A 13,278-nucleotide genomic window follows, 5' to 3' on the forward strand; every position below is an offset into this window, starting at 1 on the left:
CACTACTACGCCCTGCAGGCGCGCCTGCGTCTGGGCCGCGAAGAGCTGAAAGGCCCGACCGGCGAGCGCAACGAACTGTTCCATGAAGGTCGCGGCATCTTCGTCTGCGTCAGCCCGTGGAACTTTCCCCTGGCCATCTACCTGGGCCAGATCGCCGCCGCCCTGGTGTCCGGCAACTGCGTGCTGGCCAAGCCGGCCGAGCAGACCAGCCTGATCGCCGCCCGTGCCCTGGAACTGATGTTCGAAGCCGGCCTGCCCAAGGATGTGATCGCCTTCCTGCCGGGCGACGGCGCCACCCTGGGTGGCGTGTTCTGCCGCGATGCCCGGGTCGCCGGGGTGTGCTTCACTGGCTCGACCGACACGGCGCGGATCATCAACCGTCAACTGGCCGAGAAGGCCGGCCCGATCGCCGCATTGATCGCCGAGACCGGCGGGCAGAACGCGATGATCGTCGACTCCACCGCGCTGCCGGAGCAGGTGATCAAGGATGCCGTGCAGTCGGCCTTCACCAGCGCCGGCCAGCGTTGCTCGGCCCTGCGCGTGCTCTATGTGCAGGCCGACATCGCCGAGCGCGTGCTCGAGCTGCTCAAGGGTGCCATGGCCGAACTGAAGGTCGGTCCGACCCACCAACGTGAAAGCGACGTCGGTCCGGTAATCGATGCCGAGGCGCGCGAAGGTTTGCTGGCGCATATCGCCCAGCTCAAGGGCGAAGGCAAGCTGATTGCCGAAACGCCGCTGCCGGCTGACCTGAACGGTCACTTCGTCGCCCCGGTGGCGTTCGAGATCGGCGGCATCGCCGAACTGCAGAAAGAAAATTTCGGCCCCATCCTGCACATCGTGCGTTACCAGGCCAGCGAGCTGGAGCAGGTGATCGCCGCGATCAACGGCACCGGTTACGGCCTGACCCTCGGCGTGCATACGCGTAACGAGGAAACCGCAGAGCGCATCGAGGCGTTGGCGCGAGTCGGCAACCTCTATGTCAACCGCAACCAGATCGGTGCGGTGGTCGGCGTGCAACCGTTCGGCGGTTGCGGCCTGTCGGGTACCGGGCCGAAGGCCGGTGGCCCGAGCTACCTGTTGCGCTTCGTCAACGAACGCGCCACGTCGGTCAACACCACCGCAGTGGGCGGCAACGCTTCGCTGCTGTCGCTGGTCGACGAGGACTAAGAGCTTGTGAAAAAACGCAACGCCAGCAGCGGCCGCTGCTGGCGTTGCGTTACTCGAAGAACGGGGAGTTTAGTGCGCTAAATGAGGCATTTCAGGGGCAGGCTCACGAGGCCTGTCCCGCCCCCGGCCGGATGGTCAGGCGTGCACCCGGTCGGTGGTTTCAAGGCAGTGGCCGCATACGGCGGTCGCTTTACAACTAGAGTCACGGCCCGAGCCGTGCCAACAAGAGAACAACAAGATGAACGAGCAAAACGTTTTTGTTGTAGGGGTGACCTTCGTGGTCTACCTGGTGATGATGTTGTGGCTAGGCCTGGTGGCCTACAAGCGCACCAGCAATTTGTCCGACTATATCCTCGGCGGCCGTTCCATCGGTCCGACCACCGCGGCGCTGTCGGCTGGCGCTTCCGATATGAGTGGCTGGCTGCTGCTGGGTCTGCCGGGCTATGCCCTGGCAGCTGGTTTCGAAGCCACCTGGATCGCCGTCGGCCTGCTGGCCGGTACCTGGCTGAACTGGCTGTTCGTTGCCCAGCGCCTGCGTGTGTATTCGCACACGGCCAATGATTCGGTGACCATGCCGTCCTACTTCGAGAACCGCTTCAACGACAAATCCCGCGCCCTGCGCGTGGTGTCGGCGTTGATCATCCTGACCTTCTTCCTCTTCTACACCAGCTCCGGCCTGGTGGCATCCGGCAAGTTGTTCGAGACCGTGTTCGGCTTCGACTACCAGATCGCCGTGGTCGTCGGCACCCTGGCCGTGGTGTCCTACACCCTGTTCGGCGGCTTCCTCGCCGTGGCCTGGACCGACGTGGTGCAAGGCCTGCTGATGGCCGCGGCACTGGTGCTGGTGCCGGTGTTCGCGCTCAATGCCGTGGGCGGCGTGGATGCCGCGCATCTGGCGATCGCGGCGAAGAACCCCGAGTTGTTGACCTTCTTCAACGATGCCAAGGGCGAGCCGCTCGGCATCATCGCGATCCTCTCGCTGCTCGGTTGGGGCCTGGGCTACTTCGGCCAGCCGCACATCCTCGCGCGGTTCAAGGCGATCTCCGATGACAAGGACATTCCGACCGCGCGGCGCATTGCCGTCAGCTGGACCGCCCTGACCCTGATCGCCGCCCTGGCCATCGGCTGGATTGGCGTCGGCTATCTGGAAACCGACCTGGGCGACGCCGAAACCGTGTTCATGGTGCTGGTCAACAGCCTGTTCCACCCGGTAGTGGCCGGTATCCTGATGGCCGCCGTGCTGGCTGCGATCATGTCCACCGCCGACTCGCAACTGCTGGTCAGCTCCTCGGCCCTGGCCGAAGACTTCTACAAGGCCATCCTCAAGAAAGACGCCGGCGACGCCGAGCTGGTATGGATCGGTCGTGGCGCCGTGGTGCTGATCGCCATCATCGCCCTGGTCCTGGCTCTGAATCCAGATACCACCGTACTGGGCCTGGTGTCCTACGCCTGGGCCGGCTTCGGCGCCGCCTTCGGCCCGGCCATCCTGCTGTCGTTGTACTGGAATCGCATGAACCGCAATGGCGCCCTGGCCGGCATCATCCTCGGCGGCCTGACCGTGGTGGTCTGGAAGCAACTGTCCGGCGGGATTTTCGACCTGTATGAAATCATCCCCGGCTTCATCCTGGCCAGCGTCGGCATCGTCGTCGTCAGCCTGCTGAGCGAAGCGCCCGAGGCCGCGCTGCAAGTCCAGTTCGACGAGGTCGACCGCCAGATGGCTTGACCCGATGGGTTTCATCCCCGCCTGCAGCCGGTCGTCTGCAGGCGGGGCGCCCGAGTCAGGATTTCACTGCTGATGCCCGGCTCGGGCCCCACGACGACCCGATAGTGCTTTGCCGGCCCACACCTCGTTGTGTTGGGCCGGTTTTTTTTGCCTGGATGAAAGCCGTTGAGCGGATACCGCCGCCGGCCCCGGCGAGCACACGCCATCTGTAGGAGCCAGCTTGCTGGCGATCCGGGCCGGCAACAGCACAGCATCGCCAGCAATGACTTGGCGTCTGCCCTGGCTCCTTCAGAGCATTGCTGCAAGCAACAGATCGCTGGGACATAGCCATTTATTGCCGGCATGCTTCGCACCCGTTTCAGAATCGCTCGACCCGGTAAGGCTGCGGGTCGATGGCCGGGGTTGCCCCGCTCATCAGGTCGACCACCAGTTCCGCGCTGATCGCCGCCTGGGTCAGGCCCAGATGCTGATTGCCGAAGGCGAACAGCAGCCGGGCATGTTGCGGGTGACGATCGATCACCGGCAGCGAGTCGGGCAGGGTGGGGCGGTGGCCCATCCATTCGCGGCAGTTCAGCGCCGGATCGCCGAGCGCCGGCAGCAAGGCACTGCTATGCCGGCGCAGGGTCTTGAATCGCCGCGCAATCGGCTGCAGGTGCAGGCCGCCCAGCTCGGTAAAACCCACCGCGCGCAGACCGGAATCCAGCGGGCTGATGACGAAGCGGCGCTCGGCCGAGCCGATCGGCCGGTTGAGGCTGACGGCCGCACTGTCCATGCTCAGGTGATAGCCGCGCTCCGCTTCCAGCGGCACCTCGAGGCCGGTGCCCTGCAGCAGCGTCTTGCTCCAGGCGCCGGTGCAGATCACCGCCCGATCGAAGGGCAATACGGCGTCCGACGTCTTCAGCCGTACCTGCTGCGCATCCGCCGAGACGCTTTCGACCGCCTGCTGGACGAACTGGCCGCCGCGCGCTTCGAACGCGGCGAACAGCCGGCGGCAGAGCTGATAGGGCTCGCGCACCTGACAGGCCTCGGGGAAATACAGGGCGTGGTTGACGGTGCCGGCCAGCGCCGGCTCCAGCTGCGCCACACGCGTGGCGTCGACCAGTTCGCTGCGCACGCCCCATTGCTGCAGGTAGCGGGCATGGGCCTTGGCTTGCTCCAGGTGCTGCGCCGACTCCCAGACCAGCAGGTAGCCGGAGTTGCACAGCTGTTCGCTCGCGCCTATATCGGCCAGGCAACGCCGCCATGCCGGCAGCGCCGCCCGGTTGAGCGCGAGCAGACCGTCACGCGAGCGTTCGACCTGAGCGGGACGGGCAGCGGCGACGAAGCGCACCAACCAGGGCAGGCTGCGGTGCAGGTAGCCCAGCGGCAAGGCCAGCGGCCCGTGCGGGTCGAGCAACATGGCCAGCGCGCCGCGCAGGGTCTTGCCGCTGGCCAGCGGGTCGATCAGTTCCGTGGCCAGGTAGCCGGCATTGCCGAAGGAGGCGCCTTGGCCCGGCGCATCACGGTCGATCAGGGTCACCCGGTAGCCCTGGCGCTGGGCTTGCAGGGCGGTGCACAGGCCGATCACCCCGGCACCGAGCACCGCGACGGAAACAGCAACAGGCTGGGCTGCGCCGGACGCTTGCATCAGGCCACCTCTTCTGCGGCAGTCAGCAGGGGATTGCCGGCCGAATGGCGGCTGTCGGCATCTACCTGGTCGTCCTCGGCACGCTTGGAGAACCAGCCGGTCTGGGCATAGAGGATGCCGATGACCGGCGACAGCCAGCAGGCGAACGCCAGTGGTGCGTAGAGCAGGTTGCTGTAGTCGCCGGACACCACCGTCAGCCCCAGGGTGCCGATGACGAAGGCGCCGCCGGCATTCCAGGGGATCAGCGGCGAGACCAGGGTGCCGCCTTCCTCGATGGCGCGGGACAGGTTGAGGCGGCTATAGCCCAGGCGGTCGTACTCCGGGCCGTACATGCGTCCGGGCAGGGCGATCGACAGGTAGACATCGCCCGACACGGCATTGGTCGCTACCGAGGTCAGGATCGCGTTGGTCTGCAGGCCGCGGAAGCTTTTGCTCAGGCGCATGATCGAGCTGACCACGGACTCCAGGCAGCGGGTGCGTTCGAGGGCGCCGCCGAAGGCCAGGGCGAACATCATCAGGGTGACCACCCAGGTCATCGAGGTCACGCCGCCGCGGTTGAGCAGGCTGTCGAGCGCCGCGGTGCCGCTGCTGATGGTGAAGCCGCTGTGGGCGAAGGTCAGCAGTTGGTTGAGGTTGTAGTCGTAGTTGATGAAGGCGACCAGGCCGCCGAGGACGAAACCGGTGAACAGCGCGGGAAGCGGTGAAACCTTGAAGAACGCCAGGGCCATGACCACCAGTAGCGGGATCAGCGGCAGGAAGCCCATGTCGAAGTGGCTGCTCAAGCCCTCTTTGAACAGGCGGATCTGCTCGAGCTGCGCGGCATCGACGCTGGACTGGCCGCCGACCAGCAGGTAGATCACGAAGGCGATGAGCATCGCCGGGACGGTGGTTGGCATCATGTTGCGGATGTGCGCGAACACGTTGGTTTCGGTCACTGCCGCCGCCAGGTTGGTGGTGTCGGACAGGGGCGATATCTTGTCGCCGAAGAACGCACCGGAGACCACGGCGCCCGCGGTCCAGTACAGCGGAATGCCGAAGGCGGTGCCGATGCCCACCAGCGCCAGGCCAACGGTACCGACCGTGGTCCAGCTCGAGCCGATCGACAGCGAGACCACCGAGCAGAGCAGCATCGAGGCGGCCAGGAACCAGACCGGATCGATCAGCTCGAGACCGTAGTAGATCAGCAGCGGCACGGTACCGCTGGCGATCCAGGTGCTGACCAGCATGCCGACCAGGATCAGGGTGGCGATCGACGGCATGGCCACATGCAGCACATGGAAGGCGCCGGATTCGATGTCCTTCCAGCGATAGCCCTGCGCCCAGCCCACCAGACCGGTGATGGCGATACCGATGGCCAGCGCGATATGCGGGGTGAAGTCGTTGTAGTAGAAGATCTGCAGGGCCAGCAGGCCGATGGTCAGCGCAATGGGAATCAGGGCCACCCAGAGGTTGGGCATGCCGATCGGGGCTGTGGGTTCTTTGGTCATGTCAGGAACTCCTGAAGATGAGCGGCGGCAGGCCTCATCGTTTTGTTGTTGTGGGAGTAGATAAAAAATGGCACTCGTCGCCGAGTGCCCAAGCAGGCGTTCGTTTCAGCCTTGATTGCGGAACGCGAGAATCGCCGCGGCGAGGTCTTCGCGCGAGTCGCCGACCGACTTGAACAGGGTCACCGCCTGTTCGGCGTCGGCCAGGGCGGCGCGACCGGCATGCTGGCCGCGGCACAGCTCGGCGAGTTCGGCGAGGATCTTGTCGGCGCCGATCGCACCTTCGCGGATCGGCATGATCAGGTCGCCGGTCTCGCTCAGCGCGCCGGCCCGGGTATCGACGAACACCGCACAGCGCTGCATGGCGACGTTGTCGGTCTCGCGCATGCTCGGGGTGAAGCTGCCGACCAGATCGAGATGAGCGCCGGGCTTGAGCCAGTCGCCGAATACCACAGGTTCGGTGGCCATGGTCGCGCAACTGATGATGTCGGCTGTGCCGGCAACCTCTTGCAGCTGATCGCGGGAGCAGACCCGGGCATCGATGTCACTGGCCGTAAGCTCGGCCACCAAGGCCGCCGCGGCCGCCTCGTTGCGATCCCACACCTGCACGGTCTGGATCGGCCGGACGCTCATGTGCGCCGGGATCAGGCGGCGGCCCATGCGTCCGGCGCCGACCATCAGCAGCTGGCTGGCATCGGCGCGGGACAGAAACTGCGAGGCCAACGCCGAGGCGGCGGCGGTGCGCCGGGCAGTCAACTCGTTGCCGTCCAGCAATGCCAGCGGGCGGCCGGTCTTGCCGCAGCTGAGCATGTAATGGCTGCTCAACCCGGGCAGGTGGCGCGTGTTGTTGCCGGGGAACACGTTGACCTGCTTGACCCCGAGGTATTCGCCTTCGATCCAGGCGGGCATCAGCAGCAAGGTGGCGGCCGGCTCGCCGGGTACCTCGAGGGTGTGGTGGTGGCGGATCGGCGAACGCACATCCGCACGGACGAAGATCTCTCGGAGCGCTTCGATCAAACTGTCCCACGGCAGGGCATTCTGTACCTGGTCGGCATTCAGTTGCATGGCGGCTTTTCCCGTTGCTAAGGTGATTTCCATGCTAACCACAGCCGATCATTTGCCATTGACCCAGGCGCTGGAGTTATATACCCAGACGATGAAATCTCTTTTTCCTAGCGCGGCCCTGACGCGATGAACAGCAGCCAGGCCCGACGCAACCTGATTGCGCTGCAGCGCGGCGAGCATTGTCACGACTACGCTCAGGTGCTGATTGGCTGGCGCGGGCGGATGGATTGCGAGTTCAGCGCCACGTCGGGGCGTTTGACCAACGGCATCGCCGCCTTGGTGCCGGCCTCGGCCGGCCACCTGTATGCCGGCCTCAGCGAAGAAAGCGAATTGCTGGTGATCGACGTGTCGCTGAACGATCCCTATATCCGCGCGCTGGAACAGGCCTGCGACCTGACATTCAGCGAGACGCTGTTCCAGCGCCCGGAATTCATCACCCTGGACGCCGCCGCCATGCCGTTGCTGGATTTCGCCGCCGGCCAGCTGCTGCCTGGTGCGCAACGGGGCAGTGCGCTGGTCAGTTGTCAGTTGGTATCGCTGTTCATGACCCAGCTGGTCCAATCCTATTCATCCGTGCCACCGCTACCCTGTGGTTCGCGACTGGCGGTCGCCGAGCTCAATCGATTGATCGACCGGCGCCTCGCCGAGCCGCCCTGCAACGGCGAACTGGCAGCGGCGTTGAACCTCAGCGAGAGCCACTTCAACTTCCTGTTCCAGCGCAGGTTCGCCATGACCCCGCAACAGTACGTGATGATCCGGCGCATGCAGCGGGCGCAGTTCTTGTTGCTCAACAGTACGATGCCCCTGGCGGCAGTGGCCGATGAAGTCGGCTTTGCCGATGCCTCGAGCTTCTCGCGCGCCTACAAAAGCCGCTTCAATCAGACCCCGGGCTCTACCCGTAGCGGCCAGGGGAGCGAACCCGCTGGCGGTACAGGCCCTCAGGACAAGCTATCCGTTGCGTCGGCCTGCTCAGGCACGCGCCACTCCTCTGACTAGAAGCGCTCGCCTCGCGCGCCCGGCTGCGGGCCTGTGAGTATGCCTCTTGATAAAGTAAATCGTTGTTTTATATAGGAATTCTATCAGAAACTCAGCCCTGCAGGAACCGGCTTGCGGCGGTCCGGCGGTCCGGCGTCCCGGCGATCTGGCGATATCTGCAGATCAAAAGCATCGTCGGAACGCGGCCCTTCTTACGGGTGTGGATCATTCCTGAGTTGAGGTGATGATCGAGAAAAATGTCGACGGCGCCGCCTTCGTCCGGCCCGCGCCTCGTTGGGTTGCGCCGTTTTTTTTGCCTGAGTGGATCAGTGGTCGTGCGGGTGCTGCAGTGGCCTGCTATTCCTGACAGGACGCACTGCCGAAGTCGAGCAGAGGCTTCGGTTGGTGCAGTGATGCAAGTGACAGGTTCAACTAATCGATGGTCGGACCCGCGGATTTGGAAGAATGGCGGCCCTCTTCCAGGTAATCGCGGCCGGCTCTGTGACCGCCATTCAGCAACCCTGACAAGGGGTGTAATCATGGCAACCTTCATTTCGCTGGTTAACTTCACCGATCAGGGCATCCGGGCGGTCAAGGACTCACCGGATCGCTTCCAGGCATTCAAGGCATTGGCTGAAAAGGTAGGCGTAGCGGTCAAGGCCGTCTATTGGACCGTGGGCAGTTACGATCTGGTGCTGATCGTCGAGGGCGACGAGGAGACCGCCACCTCCCTGCTGCTGAAAGTCGGCTCGCTCGGCAATACGCGCACGCAGACACTGCGCGGCTTCTCGGAGCAGGAGATGCGCAAGATCATCGGCAACATGCCTTAGCAGCTGATCCGGCCTGCAGGATTTGCCGCAGCTGCAGGCGCTTCGCGGGTGTTGCAGCGGCCCAGCTCCCTGGAGATGGGCCGTTTCTTTGTAGAGGGGCTGATGGCCGCAGTGCGACCCGCAGCATGGCTGTTCTTCGCCCACGCCTGGCGGCGCCATGCAGCGGTGATGTTGTCCTGCGGTGCATGCGCCCGGTCCGCTCTGCGGTGGCCAGCGCTAGAGGGGGCTGCGCCACTGATGACGCCCGTCCGGCACGATTGCGTGTTCGCACGCTGTGTTTAGCGCAAGCATGGTTCTAAACTGCGGGGACATAACTAAAACACTGCGTGATCTTGCCTGCATGAAAATCCATCCACTGCCTCCACTCAACAGCCTGGTGGCTTTCGAAGCGGCCGCGCGCCACCTGAGTTTTACCCTGGCGGCCCAGGAACTGAACGTCACCCAGGGGGCGATCAGCCGCCAGGTGCGTTTGCTCGAGGACTACCTGGGCAAGACCCTGTTCGAGCGCACCACGCGGGCGATCAACTTGAGCCCGACCGGTAGCCAGTACTATGAAACGGTGCGCACCGCGTTGCTGCAGCTGGCCCATGCCACCGGTGAGATTCGCCACTGGCAGGGCGCCCAGCAGGTGACCGTGGTCACCAGTACGGCGATGGCCTCGCTGTGGCTGCTGCCCAAGGTGGCCGAGTTTCAGCGCGATCACGAAGAGATCGACCTGCGCATCATCGCCTATGACCAGGTCAAGGACTTCTCCCGCCTGGATTGTGACCTGGCGCTCTACTACTGCCGCACGCCGCCCAAGGACATGCAGGTGACCCCGCTGTTTGCCGAGGAGGTGTTCCCGGTGTGCAGCCCGGGCTATCTGGCCAAGAACCCGACGTTGAGCACCCCCGAACAACTGGCCGACTGCACCTGGCTGTGGCTGGAAGATCCGCAGCGCGACTGGATCGGCTGGTCCGAGTGGTTCCAGCGCCTGGGCCTTAAAGGTATCGAGCCCAGGCGGCGTATCAACATCAACAGTTACTCGATGCTGATCCAGTCGGCGCTCAGTGGCCAGGGCATCGCCCTGGCCTGGTCGAACCTGGTCGACAACCACCTGCAGACCGGCGCCCTGGTGCGGCCTATCGACACCGTGTTGCAGTCCGATGCGCAGTTCTGCTTGCTGGAGCCGCTCGGTCGAGGGGTGATGCGCCAGAGCGTCAAATGCTTCCGCAGCTGGCTGCTCGAGCAGTTGCCGCCTGTGTTGGACGACGCCACGCTTGGCAGCGGCGCATAAAGGCCGAGCCGAACGAACGCTGCCGCAGGCTTGTGGCCTGCGGCAGCGTTGCATGGAGCAGTCGCGGCGCTAGTCTTTTGACTATGCGTGGCTATTCCTCAGCAGGCCTTTGGCGCGGGTAGCGCAAGGTGAGTTGGCCCCGCCCAGCACGATCCTGGGCGCAATGCCCGGGTCGTCCTGGGAGTGTTCCTGCGTTAGCGACTGGTATCCCGGAGATGGCGTGGGAAAACCAGCGGAGCTGCCTGACGCAAGCGACGCGTCGTGACAGGACTCATGTGCAGGATGAATTCGCTGATCGATGGGTGTTGGAAGCTTTCCAGCCTGTCGGCATCACCAACAGCGGCCAATAAATTCGCTTAATTACCTTCGACCTGCATCAGGGCCGGGAGGCCCGGGCGCTATCTGCCGTGCGCAGCCGGATGCTGGCCTGCTGTGTGGTACGGGTGGCTGGTTTGACGGCGGCTAAAGTGGCCTTTCCCGGTCCCTGGGACAAGCCATTCTTTCTCATGGATTGATGATCTTTACGCATATGAAAGCCCCGCTATGGGGCTGGCAGCGGCCAAGCAAGGCGCTGCGCGTGGCTTTTGATATTGATGATTAAAAGTCATAAATCCAGCTGTAAAAATCGTTTGTCGAACAATCCCCATATTCTCGAAACTCGCCGCCAACGGAGCCTGGCCAGCGAGCCTGCCGATCATTACCCACCGTGCCCAGCAGGGGAGAACAACAATGACTTCGACCACTTCTCAACAAATTCCTGTGCATCATCTGGAAAGCGTTCTCAACCCGATTCACCAAGCCACCGGCCTGAGCAACGAGTTTTATATCGAGCAGCGTCATTTCGAGCTGGAGCGCGATCAGGTGATGGGCAAGACCTGGGCCTGCGTCGGTTTCGCCAGCGACCTGACTCAGAACGGTTCGGTCAAGCCGGTCGACTTCATGGGCCTGCCGCTGCTGCTGATGCGCAATCGCGAGGGCCTGGTGCAGGTGTTCCACAACGTCTGCAGCCACCGCGGCATGAAGCTGGTGCAGGAAGAGGGCACCGTGCAGGGCGTGATTCGTTGCCCCTACCACTCCTGGACCTACGACCTGAATGGCGGCCTGCGCGGTACCCCGCACGTCGGCGGTATCGATGTGCACAAGGACGAGCGCTTCGCCTGCGAAAAGCACGGTCTGAAGGCTCTGCGCAGCGCCATCTGGATGGACATGGTGTTCGTCAACCTGTCCGGCGACGCCCAGCCGCTGGAGGAGATGCTCGCACCGCTGACCGCGCGCTGGAGCCAGTTCCTCGGTGACGACGGCATGGGCCTGCTGCGCCGCCGCCCGCACATGGACGCCACCACCCTGGACATCAACTGCAACTGGAAGCTGGCGGTGGAGAACTACTGCGAGGCCTACCACCTGCCGTGGGTGCACCCGAGCCTGAACACCTATTCGCGCCTGGAAGACCACTACAACATCCTGTTCGACGAGCAGTTCGCCGGTCAGGGCAGCTACGCCTACAACCTCTCCGATGTCGCCGGCACCCACCTGCCGCAGTTCCCCAGCTGGCCGCAGGACCGCCTGCGCAACGCCGAGTACGTGGCCTTCTTCCCCAACGTGCTGCTCGGCATCCAGGCCGACCACGCCTTCGCCATGCAGCTGGAGCCGGTCGCGCCGGGCCGCACCATCGAGCACCTGCGCCTGTTCTACGTCGGCGACGAGGCCCTGGGCGACGAGTACGCCGCCTGCCGCAACGCCATCCTGGAGTCCTGGAAGGTGGTCTTCGCCGAGGACATCGCCTCGGTCGAAGGCATGCAGAAGGGCCGTCATTCCCCGGGTTACCAGGGCGGCGCCTTCTCTCCCGAGATGGACATCCCGACCCACTTCTTCCATCAGTGGGCTGCGCGTCAGCTGCTGGCCACCGTACCGTCCGCCTGAGGAGGCCGCCATGTATCCGATTGCATCCCACTGGCTCAACTACATCGACGGCGAATGGCTCGACAGCGAGGCGCGCCTGACGGTGAACAACCCCGGCACTGCCGAGCCAGTGGCGACCCTCGCCCAGGCCTCTATCGCCGATGCCGAACGTGCCGTGCAGGCGGCCCGCCGTTGCGCCGACAGCGGCGCGCTGAGCAGCGTGCGCCCGGCGCAGCGGGTCACCTGGCTGCTGCGTATCGCCGCAGAGATCCGTGCGGTCGCCGACGAAGGCGCCTGGGTGCTGTGCCAGGAAAACGGCAAGAGCCTGAACGATGCCCGCGACGAGTTCACCGAGGCGGCGCGCTACTTCGAGTACTACGCCGGCATGGCCGACAAGATCGAGGGCACTTCGATCCCGCTGGGCAACGGTTACATGGATTTCACCCTGTACGACCCGATGGGCGTCTCGGCGCAAATCGTGCCCTGGAACTTCCCGGTGTCGATCTGCGCCCGCTCGCTGGCGCCGGCCCTGGCCGCCGGCAACGCGGTGGTGATCAAGTCGCCGGAGCTGTCGCCGCTGGGCATGTGCGTGCTGCTGCGCGCCATCGCCAAGGCCGGCCTGCCGAATGGTGCGGTCAACCTGATCTGCGGCCGTGGCCGCGAGGTCGGCAGTCACCTGGTGAGCAGCGCCAAGGTCGATCAGATCGTCTTCACCGGTTCGGTGCCGACCGGCCAGACCATCCTGCGTGACGCCGCCGAACACGCCATCCCCAGCGTCATGGAGCTCGGCGGCAAGTCGGCGGCGATCGCCTTCGCCGATGCCGATCGCCAGCAGCTGCTGGCCAGCGTCAAGGGCGGCATCTTCTTCAACGCCGGTCAGGTCTGTTCGGCCATGTCGCGCCTGCTGGTGCAGCGCGAGATCTACGAGGAAGTGGTCGAGGCGGTGGTCGAGCTGGCCGAAGGCCTCAGCGTCGGCCTCGGACAGGACAACCCGGACCTCACTCCGGTGGTCAGTGCCGGACAACTGGCCAGCATCGAAGCCCTGTGTCGGCGCGCAATCGATGAGGGCGCGATAGCGGCCACCGGTGGTGAGGCTTTCAGCGACAGGGCCGGGCACTTCATGCGCCCGACCGTGTTCCGCGACGTCAGCCCCGAGATGTGCATCGCCCAGGAAGAGGTGTTCGGCCCGGTCCTGGCGATCATCCCCTTCGATACCGAGGAACAGGCCATCG

General features: G+C 64.6%; 10 protein-coding genes. 7 read left to right on the forward strand and 3 right to left on the reverse strand.

Translation table 11 applies throughout. The features are described from left to right. On the forward strand, window positions 1-1,167 hold a 1,167-nt coding region (locus tag ABZE94_RS14640; protein ID WP_372876241.1), incomplete at its 5' end, for an L-glutamate gamma-semialdehyde dehydrogenase. Window positions 1,168-1,405: 238 nt separating this feature from the next. Next, entirely contained in the window at window positions 1,406-2,890 is a 1,485-nt protein-coding gene (gene putP / locus ABZE94_RS14645; RefSeq protein ID WP_372876242.1) for a sodium/proline symporter PutP, read from the forward strand. A gap of 358 nt (window positions 2,891-3,248) precedes the next feature. Here putP and ABZE94_RS14650 read toward each other — a convergent pair whose 3' ends face one another. From ABZE94_RS14650 to ABZE94_RS14660, 3 genes are all read right to left on the reverse strand, one after another. Continuing rightward, window positions 3,249-4,517, reverse strand: coding sequence for an NAD(P)/FAD-dependent oxidoreductase (locus tag ABZE94_RS14650; RefSeq protein ID WP_372876243.1), 1,269 nt, complete (start codon window positions 4,515-4,517; stop codon window positions 3,249-3,251). Then, window positions 4,517-6,004, reverse strand: a complete 1,488-nt coding sequence (nhaC, locus tag ABZE94_RS14655) for a Na+/H+ antiporter NhaC (RefSeq protein ID WP_372876244.1) — start codon at window positions 6,002-6,004, stop codon at window positions 4,517-4,519. Before nhaC ends, ABZE94_RS14650 begins: the two co-directional genes overlap by 1 nt. Window positions 6,005-6,109: 105 nt before the next feature. After that, window positions 6,110-7,066, reverse strand: a complete 957-nt coding sequence (locus ABZE94_RS14660; RefSeq protein WP_372876245.1) for an ornithine cyclodeaminase family protein — start codon at window positions 7,064-7,066, stop codon at window positions 6,110-6,112. A gap of 126 nt (window positions 7,067-7,192) precedes the next feature. Here ABZE94_RS14660 and ABZE94_RS14665 point away from each other — a divergent pair, with 126 nt between their 5' ends. The 5 genes from ABZE94_RS14665 to ABZE94_RS14685 all read left to right on the forward strand — a co-directional run. Further along, window positions 7,193-8,062: an AraC family transcriptional regulator gene (locus ABZE94_RS14665; protein ID WP_372876246.1), complete on the forward strand. Its 870-nt coding sequence runs from the start codon at window positions 7,193-7,195 to the stop codon at window positions 8,060-8,062. 518 nt (window positions 8,063-8,580) lie between these two features. Then, window positions 8,581-8,871: a GYD domain-containing protein gene (locus ABZE94_RS14670; protein WP_238044316.1), complete on the forward strand. Its 291-nt coding sequence runs from the start codon at window positions 8,581-8,583 to the stop codon at window positions 8,869-8,871. Between the two features lie 340 nt (window positions 8,872-9,211). Then, a complete protein-coding gene (locus ABZE94_RS14675) occupies window positions 9,212-10,147 on the forward strand; it encodes a LysR substrate-binding domain-containing protein (protein ID WP_372876247.1) in 936 nt (311 codons plus the stop codon). Window positions 10,148-10,876: 729 nt separating this feature from the next. Beyond that, entirely contained in the window at window positions 10,877-12,067 is a 1,191-nt protein-coding gene (locus ABZE94_RS14680; protein ID WP_372876248.1) for an aromatic ring-hydroxylating dioxygenase subunit alpha, read from the forward strand. 10 nt (window positions 12,068-12,077) lie between these two features. Next, on the forward strand, window positions 12,078-13,278 hold a 1,201-nt coding region (locus tag ABZE94_RS14685; RefSeq protein WP_372876249.1), incomplete at its 3' end, for an aldehyde dehydrogenase family protein.

It is taken from the genome of Pseudomonas sp. (assembly GCF_041601375.1).
Taxonomy (GTDB): Bacteria; Pseudomonadota; Gammaproteobacteria; order Pseudomonadales; family Pseudomonadaceae; genus Aquipseudomonas.